This window comes from Enterococcus ureilyticus (assembly GCF_001730315.1).
GTDB classification, from domain to species: Bacteria; Bacillota; Bacilli; order Lactobacillales; family Enterococcaceae; genus Enterococcus_L; species Enterococcus_L ureilyticus.
Genome location: NZ_MIKC01000012.1, coordinates 97,874 through 114,680, shown reverse-complemented (window position 1 = coordinate 114,680; position 16,807 = coordinate 97,874). Strand labels below are relative to the sequence as shown.

Annotated in this window: 13 protein-coding genes; 3 read left to right on the top strand and 10 right to left on the bottom strand. The window is 37.2% G+C overall.

Translation table 11 applies throughout. From position 1 onward, the window contains the following. Positions 1 to 2: 2 nt before the first annotated feature. The 4 genes from dpaL to ssnA are packed head-to-tail and all read right to left on the bottom strand — an operon-like array spanning position 3 to position 7,060. A complete protein-coding gene (dpaL, locus tag BCR24_RS07025) occupies positions 3 to 1,196 on the bottom strand; it encodes a diaminopropionate ammonia-lyase (protein WP_069639845.1) in 1,194 nt (397 codons plus the stop codon). A 52-nt stretch (positions 1,197 to 1,248) separates the two neighbouring features. Beyond that, positions 1,249 to 2,631, bottom strand: coding sequence for a dihydropyrimidinase (gene hydA / locus BCR24_RS07020; RefSeq protein ID WP_069639844.1), 1,383 nt, complete (start codon positions 2,629 to 2,631; stop codon positions 1,249 to 1,251). Between the two features lie 49 nt (positions 2,632 to 2,680). Next, positions 2,681 to 5,686: a putative selenate reductase subunit YgfK gene (gene ygfK / locus BCR24_RS07015; RefSeq protein WP_069639843.1), complete on the bottom strand. Its 3,006-nt coding sequence runs from the start codon at positions 5,684 to 5,686 to the stop codon at positions 2,681 to 2,683. A 36-nt stretch (positions 5,687 to 5,722) separates the two neighbouring features. Continuing rightward, positions 5,723 to 7,060 carry a putative aminohydrolase SsnA gene (ssnA, locus tag BCR24_RS07010; RefSeq protein WP_069639842.1) on the bottom strand — a complete coding sequence of 446 codons (1,338 nt, stop codon included), beginning with the start codon at positions 7,058 to 7,060 and terminating at the stop codon, positions 5,723 to 5,725. Between the two features lie 429 nt (positions 7,061 to 7,489). Here ssnA and BCR24_RS07005 point away from each other — a divergent pair, with 429 nt between their 5' ends. The 3 genes from BCR24_RS07005 (at position 7,490) to BCR24_RS06995 (ending at position 10,388) form a co-directional block, all read left to right on the top strand. Further along, on the top strand, positions 7,490 to 8,128 hold the full coding sequence (locus BCR24_RS07005; protein WP_069639841.1) for a helix-turn-helix transcriptional regulator: 639 nt from the start codon (positions 7,490 to 7,492) through the stop codon (positions 8,126 to 8,128). A 219-nt stretch (positions 8,129 to 8,347) separates the two neighbouring features. Beyond that, positions 8,348 to 9,700, top strand: a complete 1,353-nt coding sequence (locus BCR24_RS07000; protein WP_069639840.1) for a Mur ligase family protein — start codon at positions 8,348 to 8,350, stop codon at positions 9,698 to 9,700. Next, positions 9,690 to 10,388 carry a type 1 glutamine amidotransferase gene (locus tag BCR24_RS06995; protein ID WP_069639839.1) on the top strand — a complete coding sequence of 233 codons (699 nt, stop codon included), beginning with the start codon at positions 9,690 to 9,692 and terminating at the stop codon, positions 10,386 to 10,388. The genes BCR24_RS07000 and BCR24_RS06995 overlap by 11 nt, the downstream gene beginning before the upstream one ends. A gap of 42 nt (positions 10,389 to 10,430) precedes the next feature. Here the strand turns inward: BCR24_RS06995 and manA are convergent, their stop codons facing one another. From manA to BCR24_RS06965, 6 genes are all read right to left on the bottom strand, one after another. Continuing rightward, complete coding sequence (gene manA, locus BCR24_RS06990; protein WP_069639838.1) at positions 10,431 to 11,405, bottom strand: mannose-6-phosphate isomerase, class I; 975 nt, start codon at positions 11,403 to 11,405, stop codon at positions 10,431 to 10,433. A 42-nt stretch (positions 11,406 to 11,447) separates the two neighbouring features. Further along, positions 11,448 to 12,485, bottom strand: coding sequence for a serine hydrolase domain-containing protein (locus tag BCR24_RS06985; RefSeq protein WP_069640003.1), 1,038 nt, complete (start codon positions 12,483 to 12,485; stop codon positions 11,448 to 11,450). A 20-nt stretch (positions 12,486 to 12,505) separates the two neighbouring features. Next, positions 12,506 to 13,342 (bottom strand): VOC family protein, encoded by an 837-nt coding sequence (locus BCR24_RS06980; RefSeq protein WP_069639837.1) that lies wholly within the window; start codon positions 13,340 to 13,342, stop codon positions 12,506 to 12,508. A 299-nt stretch (positions 13,343 to 13,641) separates the two neighbouring features. Beyond that, the gene (locus tag BCR24_RS06975) at positions 13,642 to 14,874 is read right to left on the bottom strand and encodes an ABC transporter permease (protein ID WP_069639836.1); all 1,233 of its coding nucleotides are present in this window, start codon (positions 14,872 to 14,874) and stop codon (positions 13,642 to 13,644) included. Continuing rightward, the gene (locus BCR24_RS06970) at positions 14,871 to 15,581 is read right to left on the bottom strand and encodes an ABC transporter ATP-binding protein (protein WP_069639835.1); all 711 of its coding nucleotides are present in this window, start codon (positions 15,579 to 15,581) and stop codon (positions 14,871 to 14,873) included. The genes BCR24_RS06975 and BCR24_RS06970 overlap by 4 nt, the downstream gene beginning before the upstream one ends. An 11-nt stretch (positions 15,582 to 15,592) precedes the next feature. Beyond that, positions 15,593 to 16,750 carry an efflux RND transporter periplasmic adaptor subunit gene (locus BCR24_RS06965; RefSeq protein WP_069639834.1) on the bottom strand — a complete coding sequence of 386 codons (1,158 nt, stop codon included), beginning with the start codon at positions 16,748 to 16,750 and terminating at the stop codon, positions 15,593 to 15,595. Between the last annotated feature and the right edge of the window lie 57 nt (positions 16,751 to 16,807).

Here is a 16,807-nt window from a genome sequence, read left to right as displayed (position 1 = left end):
TATTACCTCCATAAGATTTTTTTATAATTATCTGGATCTGTGTCGCCTTCTGTTGAAAACATTAAAATAGTTGAATTTTCGTCAAGTTTCAATGTATCCCATAATTCTTTATATTCAGGATCTTGCATCGCAGTTGCAACTAAGCCCATAGCCACGGCTCCTGATTCTCCTGAAATCACTTGTGAATCACCTTTTAATGGTGCCCCAAGCATTCTCATTCCTTTTTCTGAAACCCAGTCTGGTGCTGATACAAAGACTGAGGTATGATTTTCTAAAATATCGAATGAAATTGTATTTGGTTCACCACAAGCAAGTCCTGCCATGATTGTTTGAAGGTCACCTTCGACAAATCGAATTTGACCATCTTTTTCAATAGCCGATTTGTACAAGCAATCCGCCGCTTGCGCTTCGACTACTACCATTTTTGGAGGATTATCAGGATAAAGATTGGCAAAATAGCCCACAACTGCTCCAGCTAAACTACCTACGCCTGCCTGAACAAAAACATGTGTCGGACGTTTATTTCCCGCTTCCTCTAATTGCTTAGAAGCTTCTAAGGCCATCGTCCCATAGCCTTGCATGATCCAGGTTGGAATTTTTTCATATCCGTCCCAAGCAGTATCTTGCACCATGACACCGTTCTCAGTTTCTTCTGCCATTTTATTAGCCATTCGAACACATTCATCATAATTGACTTCTTCAATCGTAACGGTTGCGCCTTCTTTTTCGATATTTTCCTTGCGCGTTTGCGTTGAGCCTTTCGGCATTAAAACAACTGATTTCTGTCCTAATTTATTCGCTGCCCAAGCAACACCTCGCCCATGATTGCCATCCGTTGCTGTGAAGAAAGTTGCTTGACCAAATTCAGCCCGAAGTTTGTCGGAAGTTAAAACATCATAGGTCAAATCAGCAACATCTTTCCCTAATTTTTCTGCCATATAATTTGCCATGGCAAATGAGCCGCCCAGCACCTTAAAAGCATTTAAGCCGAAACGATAGGATTCATCTTTGACAAAAAAATCCTTTAACCCTAAATATTCTGCCATATTTTTTAATTCAGCTAATGGTGTCTGATTGTATTGAGGAAAACTCCGATGAAACGCTAAGGCTTTTTCGATTGCTTCCTTTGACATCAGTGATAAATACTGATCATCTGTTTTAGGCATTTCATTTGCCGTCCATTTTATTTTTTCCAAAAAATTACCCCTCCGTCTATTTATTTAAATCAACACAAGTTGATTGATTCCACTATGATTTATTTTTAATTGTTCGATAGATAAATGCTCCTTGTTTTTCTTGAATAACCTGACCTTGTTCAGCTACTTTTTGGCCTCTTAGATAAACTGATCTGGCGCTTCCTTTCGTCTGCATTCCTTCATAAGGTGTATAATCTGCTTTTTGCAGCTGAGTTGTCGCTGATAGTACCCCAATTGTCTCGGGATCCCAAACGACGATGTCAGCATCACTGCCAGATTGAATGACCCCTTTTTGAGGATACAATGAAAACTGTTTGGCAATGTCTTCTGATAATAACCCTATCATACGTTCTAAACTGATTTTGCCAGTCGTCACGCCATAGGTATAAATCAATTCTGGGCGAGGCTCTACACCAGGCATCCCATTAGGAATTTTGCTAAAATCATGTTTTCCAATTGTTTTTTGCCCTTCAAAATTAAAACTGCAATGATCCGTTGAGATTGTATTGATCTGACCATCCATCACACCTGCCCATAGTGCGTTTTGATCATCGATGCTGCGCAATGGTGGTGAGCAAACATATTTTGCTCCTTCAAAATCAGGTCCATCGTATAAATGATCATCCAAAACTAAATATTGTGGGCAGGTCTCTACATATACGGTTTGCCCCCGAGCTCTTGCTCGTTCTACCGCTTCTAACGAGGCCTTCGTACTTAAATGAACAATATTCACTGGTAAATCAGCCAGCTCAGCAATCATTAAGTAACGCTCTACCGCTTCGGCTTCTACTGAATCCGGTCTAGTCAATGGGTGATAATGAGGTGACAATTTCCTCTCCTCAATAAATTTTGCAATCATCTCATTGACCATATCCCCATTTTCACAATGGACACCTAGCATTCCTTGATACTTACGAATTTCTCTCATTGCCTCATACAGTTCAGCATCAGTCGTTCTTAAATTGTCATACGCCATATACATCTTAAAAGAAGTGATGCCTGCATCAATTATTTCGTTGATTTCTGCTTTAATACTAGGATTCCATTCAATGATCGACATATGATAGGTATAATCGCAGGAACTATTGTCATTTGCTAAATGATTCCAAGCGTTAAGACAGTCTTTTAATGAACTCCCCTTACTTGGTGTAGCCATATCAATCACAGTCGTTGTTCCCTTAGCGACAGCCGCCTTACTCCCCGTGTAAAAATCATCTGCTGTTCCCAATGATCCTTTTCCATTATTCAACTCTAAATGTGTATGAGCATCAATAAAACCCGGCAGTAAAAAACAACCAGAAACATCCTCTACTATAGAACCTTCTGCTTTTAAGTTTGTGCCCATTTCAACGATTTTCTCGTCAATAATTCTTACATCTACTTGCCGACGCCCTTTTGCGGACACTACAGTACCGCCTTTTAAAAGAATAGACATTTTTTAACCTCCATTGATCAGAAGTTGTTTTTGCGCAACTCATGTCTTTTTACATTTGCATACAATAGTCATACTCTTCAATCATCGTATCCATCAACTCGATAATATCTGTCGGAATAGCTAATTCTTGAGAGTTTAAGTTAACGAGTGATGTATTCCCCCATAATCTGACTATACAGCTTTTTTCTCTTGGATCGATTACATAGAAACCAGAATTCGTACTATTTTCAAAATCTGCTTCTGTATTAAACAACGTAAATTTATCTTTATACGGTGCACTTGCATATGGACAGAATGTTTCACAGTTCCCGCACTCATTACACATTCGATCTACATGAACGATTTGTGGTTGTCCTTTGACGTTAACTACGATATTCGCTCGATTGGGACAAACATCCATGCACGATTCACAAATCGTTGAACATTCTAGACAATTACTTGCTTGGCCACAAAGAGCTTCGTTTGTTTCAAGTATTCCTCGTTTATTTCGAACGAAGGCAACGTCATCATTAAGGTTTGTTTGTTCATAGTGCTTATTATGGAGCTGGCAAATATTTCCAGCAGCTTTGGTAGCATCAGCAATGGCTTCTACGATCGTTGCTGGTCCTAAATTTGCATCACCGATTACATAAACATCTTTTAAATTGGTTTCTAATGTGTCTTGATTCGAGACAACTTTGCCATATTGGTCAGTTAGAATACCGATTGATTGATAGAAGTCGGTATCCACTTTCTCTCCCACTGCTGCAATCACTGTATCCGCTAAAACTTCAGTAAATTCACCAGTGGCTACAGGTTTTCGGCGTCCAGAACTATCGCGTGTACCTAAGCGCATTTTTTCACAAGTAAGTAGACCATCAGCCAATTTAATAGGCGATAATAATTCTAAAAATTCTACGCCATCTCCTAGAGCAAAATACAATTCTTCCTCATCCGCAGGCATATTCCGTTTATCCCGACGATAAACCACGGAAACTTTTTTCACACCCGGTAAAGTAGTAGCCGCTCTAGCGCAATCCATCGCGGTATTACCACCCCCAACAACGACGATTTGCTCCCCGTAAGGGTTGATCATTGGGTTTTCTCGATTCGCTTTTAAAAATTCTAACGAATTAAGTGTTTTCCCTGTTTCTAATCTCAACTTGCCATGTTTCCACGCACCAATAGCATAAATTACGTTAGTATACCCTTGTTCACGTAGTTCTTCGATGCTCGGAGCAGCTTGTCCAGTTATAAATTCAGCCCCCATAAACTTAGCCATTTCCACGTCATTTTGAACTGATTTCATCGAAATTCTAAATTCTGGTACGATTTGACTGCACACACCGCCAATCGTATCGGCTTTTTCAAATACGGTTACAGGCATTCCTTCACGCGCTAATAAATATCCTGCTGATATTCCAGCAGGACCGCCTCCGATAACGGCTGTTTTAGCTGCATTTATTTTACGAATCGGTTTTTTCATCGTTGCCATCAATTCATCATAGGCATGCTCGGCTGCTTCTAATTTTGCTTCACGGATTTTGATCGAGCCTTCATAAAACTGACGAGTACATTTCGTCATACATGGATGAGCACAAATTGTTCCAGTAATAAACGGCAACGGATTTTTATCAACGATTACTCTTAATGCATCTAAATAGTTTTCTTCGCTGACGTAACGAAGATACGCTGGAATATCCTGGTCGATCGGACAGCCACCATCACTACGACAAGGTGCTGTATAACAATCGGTTAATGGGACTGTTTTACGTAGTTTAGGACTTTCGGGTAATTTAATTGATTTTTTATAACGTGCTTGCGTTCTTGCTTTTTCTACAATTCTAGTCAATTTCTCAAGGTTCACTTGAACTTGACTTGGATAGTCTGATTCTCCTAATAAGTTTGCGACTTGATTCATTCGTTGATACCCACCTGGTTTTAACAACGTTGTTGCCATAGTGATCGGCCAAATTCCCGCATCAAAGATTTCTTTGATATTAAAGACATCTGCTCCGCCTGAATAAGAAATTTGTAATTTTCCTTCAAATGCATCCGACAGTTTTTTAGCTAACGAAATACTTAACGGGAACAAGGAACGTCCTGACATATACATTTCGTCACCTGGCAGTTCATCTTCTGCAATACCCACAGGGAATGTATTGGTGATTTTTACGCCAAAGTTTAAGCCTTTACTATCAGCTAATCGTTGTAGACGGTTTAACATAGGAACTGCGTCTTCAAATTGCAAATCCTCGATAAAATGATGATCATCAAAAACCATATAGTCGAAACCTAGCTCATCCATTGTTTGACGTGTATATTCATAGCCTAGCATCGTTGGATTACATTTAATGAATGAATTTAGCCCTTTGCTTTCTAATAGATAGGTTGTGATTCGTTCGATTTCATCTGATGGACAACCGTGCAGTGTGGACAGGGTAATTGAACGACAGACCTTTGAACTAATGGCATCAATATATGCTTTATCGATATTTTTAAATTGAGGTAAGTATTTATAGGCAACTTCTATACATTCCTGCCAAATCGCTGTTTCTTTTGCCTCTTGCATATCTGTGATATATTGATCAACTTTTGGTGACTGAATCCCTGCTAAATCATAGCCAACACTCATATTGAAAATAAAGCCATCTGGATCACCTAAATTTAATTCTTTACTGAGCAATTTTAAAATGAACCACCCTTTCACGTATTCGTCAAAGGCTTGAGGAACACGTAATTCAGTTGACCATTCCACGTTATAGCATTCATCTGCTGCTGTAATACAGGGTTTGCTGACAGGTAAATCTTCTCCATCAATGATTTGAACTGTTTTGACTTCAAAAAAACGTGATCCTGTTAAATACGACGCAATAATATTTTGAGCTAATTGTGTATGGGGACCCGCTGCCGGACCACACGGTGTTTCCATTTTTTCACCGAATAAAGACAATGTTTTACTTGGATCCGCTTTGTAAAATTTCCTTACACCAAAAATAGTTGATTCATTTTTGTATTCATTCAAAATCCAATTCAATAACCCATCGATTGAAATCGGGTTCATGATGTCGCTCATGTCTGTCACTCCTTTTTTATTTTTCTAGGCTAGGCCCTATGCTTGATTGATTCTTGTCCAAAGAGATTGCGCTTGAGCCTGAGCATCATGCCAAATTTTTGCTTCATCAACTCCTTGCACTTCTCGATTACGCATACGAATCTCGCCATTGATGATCGTATCTGTAACTGCTCCGCCGTTCATGCCAAATAGAATATGAGAATTGTAATTATCTTTTGTCATCGGTGTTGGTCCCTTGTAATCTAAAATAATTACATCTGCCGCAGCTTCTGGTTCCAATACTCCTAATTTATTTTCAAAGTAGCGATTAGCCATTTTCGGATTATTATTGAACAACATTTCAGGAATTTCAGCCCAAGCGGCATTCGGATCGGCTAAATGATGCTTATGAATGATATTCCCTACTTTATATGATTCAGTCACATCATTGGTATACCCATCTGTACCCAGCCCCATCAAAAGACCATACTCATTCAACATCCGCATTGCTGGCGGACATCCAACTGCATTTCCCATATTTGATTCTGGATTTGTAACAACCATGGTATTGCTATCACGTAATAATTCCATCTCATGGGGACCAATATGGATACAATGCCCTGCCATCGTTTGTTTTCCTAAAATTCCTAAATCATACAAACGATTGACGATTGGTTTTCCATATTTTGCCAATGAATCATAAACGTCAGCGATATCTTCTGCAATATGGATATGATACCCCACACCATCTGGCGTATGAGCTGCACAATATTCCAAAGATGTATCAGACAACGTAAACGCTGCATGCATGCCCATCATTGCTTTTTGCATATCATCACTACGGTCCTTACTGATTCTGATAAAATCCGTATTTTCTTTAACAGCTGTTTTCATTTTTTCTGCCCCGTCTCGATCTGAAACTTCATAGCATAAACAAGTACGAACGCCTAACTCGTCAGCTGCGTTAGAAAGTTGTGTCAAACTACCTTCGATTGCGCCATAACTAGCATGATGATCAAATACTGTTGTTACACCATTTTTAATACTATCTAGATAAGCTATTTTTGCACTATGATAAGAATCTTGTAGATTTAGCGTCCGATCGATCCGCCACCACTGTCCTTCCAAAATGTCCATGAAGTTTTTAGGGTGGTAACCATTGATATTCAATCCTCTTGCAAACGTACTATAAATGTGGTTGTGCATATTGATAAAACCAGGCATGATCACTCCACCTTTGGCATCAATGAACTCAGCAGAAGGAAACTCTTTACGTATATCCTTTGTTGTTCCTACTTTTCTAATTTTCTGACCTTCAATCGCGACACAGCCATCTTCAAAAAATGTTCCTTCCCTATCTCTGGTGATCAGTCGCCCATTTCCTATTACTAACATGATAACCCTCCTATAAATTCATTTATTTTGCTCTCTAAATAGAAATCGCTTACAATTGTATAGTTCAATTATTCACTAATCTAACGATCTTTATAATCAGATCATTTCTTAGCCTTATAGAATCTTAAAAAAACGTTTGCATTTTACTTCAAAAATGTATGATTTCCTCTAACTCGAGTAAATTATACCACCTAACCTGAAAAAAAACAATGCTACCTAAAAAATATTTTTTAGCGCTCTGTGCTCATTGTCTTGTATTATGATTTACCGCATGATATCATTACACACGAAGATCTTTATAATTAGTAATTTTTTCTATCTATGCACTGTTATAGCTGTTTTTTTGTAGAATATCAAAAGGCTGGTTATAAAGAACATTGTGTACTACATATTTTTTTGACTTAACTTGTTTTAGAAAGGAGCAAAACCATGCTTTCTGATGAAAAATTAAATTTTCTCACTCAAGTCGCAAAGGCTTTAGCTGGTCAGTTCGGTGATAATTGTGAAATCGTCATTCATAAAATCAATGAAAATAATGTGAATAATACAATTGTTTCAATTGAAAATGGTCATGTTTCTTCTCGTCAGCTTGGAGATGGACCTTCTCAAGTTGTCTTAGAAGCCTTAAAAAAGGATCCCGCTGATTTGATCGATCATATCAATTACTTAACAAGAACACATGATGGACGGATTTTAAAATCAAGTACTGTTTATTTCAAAGATAAATCTGGCAGTTTAGATGGGATTTTTGCAATCAATTATGATATCACTGCCCTGATAGCTGCTGAATCAACGCTAAAATCACTTGTTGCGATCGATGAACAAGATGATGATAAAGAGCCAGACTATATCCCTCAAGATATCAATGAACTTTTAGATGATTTGATTGAAGAATCTGTAAAACTTGTCGGCAAACCGGTCCCATTAATGACAAAAGATGACAAAATCAAATGTATTCAGTTCCTAAATAGTAAGGGTGCATTTCTCGTAACAAAATCTGGTGATAAAGTAGCAGGATTTTTCAATATTTCTAAATATACTTTATATAGCTATATTGATGCGAAGTAAGTAAGTAAGTAAACGACGAAAAAAAGTGGGAAACAAAACTAAACATTAGTTTTTGTTTTCCACTCTTTTTTTTCTTCTTTAATCAAGTTCGTTTAAAGATTGATAATAATAGTAAGAAAGAGTAAAAGGAATTAATTTTTTTTTTTAATTGTGTTATTATAGATTGAGTTTATTTGTTGTCTTTAACAACGACAATCAAGGCAAATTGGAGGGCACTTTATGGGAATCAGAAGTCATATGGCAATAGCCGCTGGAAAAACTTCTCAATGGGTATTACAAACTTTTTTCAAGGGCGGCAGCAGCTATCCTGGAAAGTTAGCATTAAAGATCGATCCAAAAATTTTGGACACACTAGCAAAAGAGTATGAAATAGTTGTTGTCACTGGTACGAACGGCAAAACACTGACAACGGCTTTAACAGTAAATATACTAAGACAAGAATTCGATCACGTGTTGACGAATCCGACTGGTGCGAATATGGAACAGGGAATCGTTTCAACCTTTTTATCTGCTAAAAACAAAGGCGCAAAGAAGAAATTTGCAGTGTTAGAAATCGACGAAGCAAGTCTAAGTCGGGTGACCAAATATATTGAACCAAAGCTATTTTTGTTTACAAATATTTTCCGTGATCAAATGGACCGCTATGGTGAAATTTATACCACATACAAATTGATCGTTGATGGTGCCTCAGCCGCTCCTAACGCACCAATTCTATGTAATGGTGATTCTCCGATCTTCAATTCAGTTGAAACGGTCAATCCAAGAAAGTATTATGGTTTCAATCATTTGCCAGATAAAGAGCAGATGGCTCATTACAATACAGATGGCTTGTTGTGTCCAAAATGCCACCATATTTTACAGTATAAAATGATTACTTATGCTAATCTTGGCAAATATTATTGTCCAAATTGCGGCTTCCACCGTCCAGAACTTGATGTTCAGTTAACTGAAATGGTCAAAATGGATAACACTTCTGCTAATTTTGTGATCGATGGCTCACAATACAGTATCGCTGTCGGCGGAATGTACAACGTTTATAATGCCCTTGCAGCAACAGCAGTAGCTGAGCACTATGGCGTGGCACCTGAGAAAATCAGAGCGGGTTTAAGCTATGATGAAAAAGTATTTGGACGTCAAGAAACAATCAACATCAACGGGAAATTATGTACGCTAGTTTTAGTGAAAAACCCAGTTGGTTTAAACCAGGTAATTGATATGATGGGCCTTGCCCCTTATTCCTTTTCACTTGTCTCTTTATTAAATGCTAATTATGCAGATGGGATCGATGTAAGCTGGATCTGGGATGGCGATCATGAAGCCTTCAGTCAAATGGATATTCCAGAAGTGATTGCTGGTGGTGACCGCCATCAAGATATGGCTTTGCGATTGAAAGTTGCCGGTATTTCTGAGGATAAGTTGAAAGAAATTCCAGACCTAGATGATGTTATCACAGCGATCAAGGCATTGCCGACAGAACATGTCTATATTTTAGCCACGTATACAGCGGTTTTACAATTACGTAAGTCACTTGCTGCTCAAGGTTATATTCAAGGAGGAATGAATGGTGCCTAAAGAACTTGTTGTATGTCATTTATACGGTAATTTGCTAAATACTTATGGTGATAACGGCAACTTACTCATGTTGAAATATCTTGCTGAAAAGATGGATGTTACCTTCCATTCCGAAATCGTCAGCATCTATGAACCATTTGACCCGAATAAGTATGATTTAGTCTTTGTTGGTGGTGGTCAAGATTTTGAACAACTGATCATTTCAGACGATATTCAAACAAAAAAAGAAACTTTAACTGAATATATTGAAAATGACGGCGTAATGCTAGCCATTTGTGGAGGATTTCAGCTTTTAGGTCATTATTATATGGGGGCTAAAGGGGAAAAAATTCACGGTATAGGCGCTTTGGATCATTACACGTTAAGTCAAGATAATAACCGCTATATTGGAGACATTGTCATTCATAATGAGGAGTTCAACGAAACCTATTACGGTTTTGAAAATCATAACGGCCGCACCTTCTTAGGAAAAGGTGAACGGCCTTTAGGGAACGTTATCCAAGGTAAAGGCAACAACAGTGAAGATGGTTCCGAAGGTGTGATTTACAAAAATGTCTTTGGCTCCTATTTCCATGGACCGATTCTTGCTCGTAATAAAAACCTTGGTATTCGCCTGATCAAAACAGCGTTAGAAAAAAAATACAATGAACCATTACTTGTCCCAAAGGACATGTATGCAACTAAATAAGCAAAAAGTGTTAGGAATTTTCCCTAACACTTTTTGTTTATTTTAGGCATCTACTCCTGGTTCTGAGGCGATGATCGTCAACTCACCTTCGAATCGCCATTTAGCGATATCAGTTGGTAAAATAAAGCTTGTTCCTTTACTTAATTCGTAGCGTTCTTCTTTGAGTGAATCTATCTCTTCAATAATCAAACTGCCAACACCATCGATTACTGTGGCTAAGGTATACGGCGCATTTTTCTTTAGCTTCAGTAGTCCTTTAACTTGCCATTCATATACATTGAAAAATGGTGTTTTCAAATACGTAATAATACTTGATTGACCTTGATTTTGTTGTTGGATTGATAGTTCAGCCGCTTTTGCGGGAACAGTTGTTACGTCTACGGATTGTTGGATGTGCAGTTCTCTTGCCTGACCTTGATCATCTTTTCTATCATAGTCATAAACGCGATAAGTCGTATCACTACTTTGTTGCGTTTCTAAAATCATGATTCCTTTACCGATTGCGTGGATTGTACCACTTGGTACATAGAAAAAATCGCCTTTTTTAACAGGCACTTTTTTCAATAAGTCATCCCAACGTTCTTCCTTGATCATTGTTTCAAGTTCTTCACGAGTGTTAGCATTGTGCCCATAAATAATTGTTGAACCTGGCTCGGCGTCAATAATGTACCAACACTCCGTTTTTCCAAGCTCACCTTCATGAGCTAAGCCATACGTATCATCTGGATGAACTTGGACAGATAAATCATCCTCTGCATCCAAGATTTTCGTTAATAAAGGAAAGACATCCCCCTTAGCACCGCCAAATAACTCACGATGGTTTGCCCAAAGTTCATCTAGCTTTTGACCAGAAAATTCACCATTTTCTACTGTGCTAACTCCATGTGGATGAGCACTGATCGCCCAGTCTTCACCTATTTTATTGCTTGGTAAATCAAAACCGAATACGGTATGTAATCGATTACCACCCCAAATTTTTTCTTGAAATACTGGTTTTAGAAATAAAGGTTGCTGCATAGTTTAGAAACTCCCTTCTATTTATACTCGTCAATTATACCACTAAAAAGAAAGCGATTCATCTTTGTTTGTTCTTTTTTCATATAAGTAAAGTTGAATTAGTTCATCTCTTTTTTCAATATATTGTGCTCTATTATCAACTGGATGAATCCGATTGGAAAGAAAGATGAAAGCGTTTTTTTGAATCGGATCGATCAATAAAAAAGTACCAGTATAACCTGTATGAAATAATAAAGGATGTCCTGTCGCATCTTTTTTCAAGTCCCACCCAATGGAACGTTGTCCCCTTTTATTTGGTGTTTGATCTGTAAGCAACAATTCGATTGTCGTTTTTTCCAATAATCTATTCTCCATATACTTTCCATCATTCAAATACATTTCTGTAAATTTTTTAAGATCTGTCAAGTTAGTAAATAAGCCTGCATTCCCCGCATGTTCAGCTAAAACAAAGGCTTTTGGATCATGTGTTTGACCACGAATCACGCCTCTTGTTGGATGATTTTCAGTTGGCACGATCTGTGAAGAGTTACTAGGTAAAAAGACACTGGCTGTCATATCTAGTGGTTCTAAAACGCGCTCTTTAAAAATCTCGATCAGCACGTTGTCAAATAACTCTTCCAACATGAATCCAAGTAAAATAGTTCCAGTATCTGTGTAAGCAACTTTTTCACCTAAATTCTCCCCCGATCTAACCTGTAAATAAGCAAGACGCAACGCTTCTTTCGTCAAGCTATCACGATTTTCAATATAGCTTTGAATATCAGAGGTATGGGTTAAAAGATGACGAATCGTTAGTCGTTGATCAGCAATTGCGGGGTAATACTTGTGCACTGGTACATCCATCTTCAGCACGCCAGTTTCTATTAATTGTAGTACGACTGTTGTAGTACAGATGACCTTCGTTAAAGAAGCTACATCAAAAAGCAGCGGTCGCTCTAGCGGTTCGACTGTAGGTAGTATTTGAGCGTTTCCCCAAGTATGATCCTCAGATTTGTCTTCACTTATAAAAGAAAAGCTGACGCCTGAGAATATTCCCTCATTCATCAATTCTTTGATTTTTTGCTTCGTTTTTTTATACATCATTCGATTTCCTCATTGTTTTAATTTCTTACAAACCACCATTCAATATCACTAGGGTCGTAAATTGTTAAAATCGTTAATTTTTTATCAACAAAAAACTCTTGCTTTTGTTCCTCTAAGTGATTTTTTAATTGTTTCATTTCTGCTTCATGTTCCACTGTTAGCACAAAAAAATCTACACCTAATCCTTCATTATCAGTAGTTTTTTGAGCTTTTGTCTTTATCATATCAGTCAAATACACAGAAAAGTCACCGTCATTTATCGATAATTTTTCCTTTACTCTATCTTCTGAGGTCATTCCTAAAATATTTTGATAAAAAGAATGATGTTCTGATCTATTTTCCACTCGTAGTTTGATCCGATCAAATCGAACACCTGCTGAAAGGCTTGAATAGAGGACATTACTTTGTTGGACCAAGGCTTCAATATCAACTGTTTCTATGTTTTCATCTTGTTGCGCGAGTATCCTTTGACAGTTCACTTCTAATTCATTTCCCTCTGGGTCTTCCAAAAAGATACTTTGTCGATTTCCTACTTGCTTAGAGTAATTGATTGGATATTTATGTGCTGTGATTCTTCTTAAAATACTGCTAAACTCTTCTTCTGTCGGAATCAGTAATGACAAACAGACTTTTTTTTCAAATGATTCTAGTCGTTCTTGTTCACAATCTGTTTCCTCTAATATTAGCAATCGACTATCTTTTTCTTGTGAACCAAATATTGATAAATTATTTTCTTCCAGCTTTAAAATAAAGCCCAACACATTTTTATAAAAGTTGACCATTCGCTCTACATCCTTCGCACGCAAGGCAACCGTTTTCACATATACATCTTTTGATAGATTAAACTTTTCCATTCGTCTTCCCCCTCCGAATGTCTCCCACTATTTATTTTAAACATCTCTAGTGATTTCAGCAAGCAAATACTCTTTTCAAAAAAAGGCAAATTGTCTAAATTTTCGAGAAAATACAGATGAATCTTCCTAGACCAATAGACTTTTTCACTCTATTTTTTCAACTCTAATTCAATCTATACCAATAATTAAATAAAAATGAAACGATGACATAATTATTTCTTGAATAATAATTATACCAAAAAAAAGATGTTGAATCTCTCATTCAAACATCTTTTTCTATTTTCTATCATACCATTTTATTAATTATAGATTGCTTTGATTGGATCCATTCTTGAAGCACTGATAGCAGGAATGATCCCAAATACGATACCAGTTAAAATAGATACCAATGTGGATATGGCAAAAATCGAAGGTGTCATGACTGGTACAATATCTACAAAACTACCGACAGCTGTAGAAAGCAGATAGCCTAACCCAACACCGAACAATCCACCAAGCAACGTGATAAATGCTGCTTCTAATAAAAACTGCATCAAAATCATCCGTGGTTTTGCACCGATTGCTCTGCGAATCCCAATCTCACGTTTTCGTTCTGTTACAGAGACATACATGATATTCATCACGCCAATTCCCCCAACTAACAATGAGATTGCTGTGACCGCCATTAAGAACATAGTAATACCACCAATTGCATCTTCCATTTGTTTTTGATTTTTTTGTTCCTGATCGTTTTCTTTAAAGATCCCTTTAACATCTGGGTGGCTTTCACTTAAAGTAGAAACAGCTTGCGAAATGATCGCTTGCTTATCTGCTCCTTCTTTTAATTTGAAATTGATACCACTGATCGCTTTTGATGTCGCTAATTTATTATATGAAGCTCTTGAGACAAAACTGCTGTAGACGATATTCCAATCCAGCGCCATCGCTTCAGTGTTATCTAATGCTTCATAATCAAATGGTTCTAAGATTCCAATGACTTTGTACATATAGTCATTGATCGAAACAGCTTTTCCAATCAATTCACCTGGATCATCCATTTTCAAACTCGTATCAAAAACATCATGATTTAAGATAATCACATCTTTATTAATATCTCGATCGTCAAAATCACGACCGTATTTGATTTTATTTTGACCACGATTGGATGTGACCATTATATTAGCCTTAGCACCAAAATAGTCCAATTGTATATTTAGGTTATCTCCCATCATGCCATCACCATACTGCGGATAGATTGTCTCAACGCCGTCAATATCTCTGACTTTTTTTAGATCAACTCTAGAAAAACTATAGTCTGGTTCTTCATAAATCATCATACCAGTAGAACTTTCATCCTGCATTGTATAATGTAGTTTAACGACATTCGTATTAGCACTAGTTGCCGACATTACTTGCTTTTTCATTCCTTCACCTAGTGTTGAAATAGTCACAACCGAAGTAATCCCAATAATGATTCCGATCATTGTCAGAAATACTCGTAATTTATGTGCACGCAAACTCAATAAAGTACTGATCAGTAGATTTGAAATCATCGAATCACCTCTTCTTCAAGAAAACGGCCATCTTTCATATGGATCACTCGTGTGGCATATTTTTTCATATCTGCATCATGTGTCACCATGACGATGGTTTTACCTTGACGATTCAATTCCGTCAGTAACTCCATAATTTCGATTCCCGTTTCACTATCTAATGCGCCAGTTGGTTCATCTGCCATGATCAATAGCGGATCATTGACTAAAGAACGAGCAATTGCCACACGCTGTTGTTGTCCACCAGATAATTCATTTACTTTTGCTTTTGTTTTTTCACCTAAACCAACCAACTCTAAATACTTTTCAGCAATTTTTCGTTTTTCATCATTGCTTTTCTTCCCCTCATAAACACAAGGTAACTGTACGTTTTGACTAACATTCAATGAGTTGATCAAAAAGAACTGCTGGAAAATAAAACCAAGATATTCATTTCTAAACTCAGACTTTTTATTCTCAGAAAGCTTGGAAACATCTTCACCTTTGAAAAGATAATTACCGTCAGATACGCGATCAAGAAAACCGATGATATTCATCAGTGTCGTTTTTCCACTCCCAGATTTTCCCATGATCATGATGAATTCACCTTCATTGATCGTTAAATCTAATGATTTTAAAACGTGCAACTTTTCTTTCCCGACAGGAAAATATTTATTGATTGCTTGCATCTGAATGAGAGGTTGCGGGCTTTGTTCTTGTTGTATCATGAATGCTCCTCCTATTCTTTAGCTGCTGGCGCTGCTTCTCCTGATCCTTGATTATCTTCTTCGATCAAGTCTCCTTCTTTAACGTCTTTCTTAGAAGAAACAATGATTCGATCAGCTGACTCTAAACCAGAATTTATAACCATACTACCTTCTTTTTCTTCACCTACTTGAACATCTCTGCGGATCACAGAACCAAAATCATTGACTAATACATATTTTTTACCATCTTGCTCATGGATTGCTTTTTTAGGTACTTCGATTGGTTTATTATCACCTATATTGATTGTTGCTTGCATATGATAACCATTTTTGATGCCCCCTAAACTATCAAGTGCTAATTTTACATTATAAGTCGACATTGTTCCTTCTCCGCTAGTATTTTCCCCTTGATCAGCTTTGGCTTCTGGCGGATTGTCATCGATATATGAAATTTTCCCAGTTACCGTTGTTCCACTTGAAACCACAGAGAGATTTGCTTTTTGATCTACTGCAATTTTCATTAGATCCTTTTCATTTACTTTCCCAGCAACATACAATCCATCTGAAGTTAAACGAAGAACAGGAGCATTTTCATCTTTGACCTCTGGGATCGAGACACGTCCTTTGAATTTTGCTTTTGTTGAAATAAATTGTTTTGTTGTTAAATCAGCAATCGTTTCGTTTGAAAAGAGGATTTCTTCATCTACTCCATCAATTTCGGCTTGATGTTGCTCATTAATTGCTGCACCAGTTGTGTTGCGTTCTTCTTCTTTGGCTTTATTAAAATTATCGATTGCTCGATTCCATTTATTATAAATATTTTGTTTTTTAGTCGCTAATTTACTTAACGTATTGTTCTGAGCTTCGATTTCTTTCGTTACTTCTTTGTCTTCATATGTGAACAATTCTGTTTCTGGTTCGACAACATCACCATTTTTAACCTTGATTTCAGGTGTGCTTGTCATTTTTGAATCTTTTGCAAAAGCTTCGGCTTGCTCAGGTTGAATAACACCGTTGATATACACTTGTTCAATATCTGGAACGTCGAAATATTCAATCCCTAAATCTTCGGAAACTGTTTTCTTTTCAGATCCAGCTTTCTTATTTCCTCCCAACAGACTTGGAAGAACGAAGATCCCTATACATACAACTGCAATTACCCCTACAATGATCATTGTTCTTTTCTTCATAATCCTTCTCCTCATCTCCTTCAATTATTCTACTCTTTCATTTAACCATTCTTGCTT

Bases quoted from the DNA above. Each gene is read 5' to 3' on its own strand.
- hydA (WP_069639844.1), bottom strand. From the start codon at position 2,631: ATGTCTATTCTTTTAAAAGGCGGTACTGTAGTGTCCGCAAAAGGGCGT.
- ygfK (WP_069639843.1), bottom strand. From the start codon at position 5,686: ATGAGCGACATCATGAACCCGATTTCAATCGATGGGTTATTGAATTGG.
- ssnA (WP_069639842.1), bottom strand. From the start codon at position 7,060: ATGTTAGTAATAGGAAATGGGCGACTGATCACCAGAGATAGGGAAGGA.
- BCR24_RS07005 (WP_069639841.1), top strand. From the start codon at position 7,490: ATGCTTTCTGATGAAAAATTAAATTTTCTCACTCAAGTCGCAAAGGCT.
- BCR24_RS07000 (WP_069639840.1), top strand. From the start codon at position 8,348: ATGGGAATCAGAAGTCATATGGCAATAGCCGCTGGAAAAACTTCTCAA.
- BCR24_RS06995 (WP_069639839.1), top strand. From the start codon at position 9,690: ATGGTGCCTAAAGAACTTGTTGTATGTCATTTATACGGTAATTTGCTA.
- manA (WP_069639838.1), bottom strand. From the start codon at position 11,405: ATGCAGCAACCTTTATTTCTAAAACCAGTATTTCAAGAAAAAATTTGG.
- BCR24_RS06985 (WP_069640003.1), bottom strand. From the start codon at position 12,485: ATGTATAAAAAAACGAAGCAAAAAATCAAAGAATTGATGAATGAGGGA.
- BCR24_RS06980 (WP_069639837.1), bottom strand. From the start codon at position 13,342: ATGGAAAAGTTTAATCTATCAAAAGATGTATATGTGAAAACGGTTGCC.
- BCR24_RS06975 (WP_069639836.1), bottom strand. From the start codon at position 14,874: ATGATTTCAAATCTACTGATCAGTACTTTATTGAGTTTGCGTGCACAT.
- BCR24_RS06970 (WP_069639835.1), bottom strand. From the start codon at position 15,581: ATGATACAACAAGAACAAAGCCCGCAACCTCTCATTCAGATGCAAGCA.
- BCR24_RS06965 (WP_069639834.1), bottom strand. From the start codon at position 16,750: ATGAAGAAAAGAACAATGATCATTGTAGGGGTAATTGCAGTTGTATGT.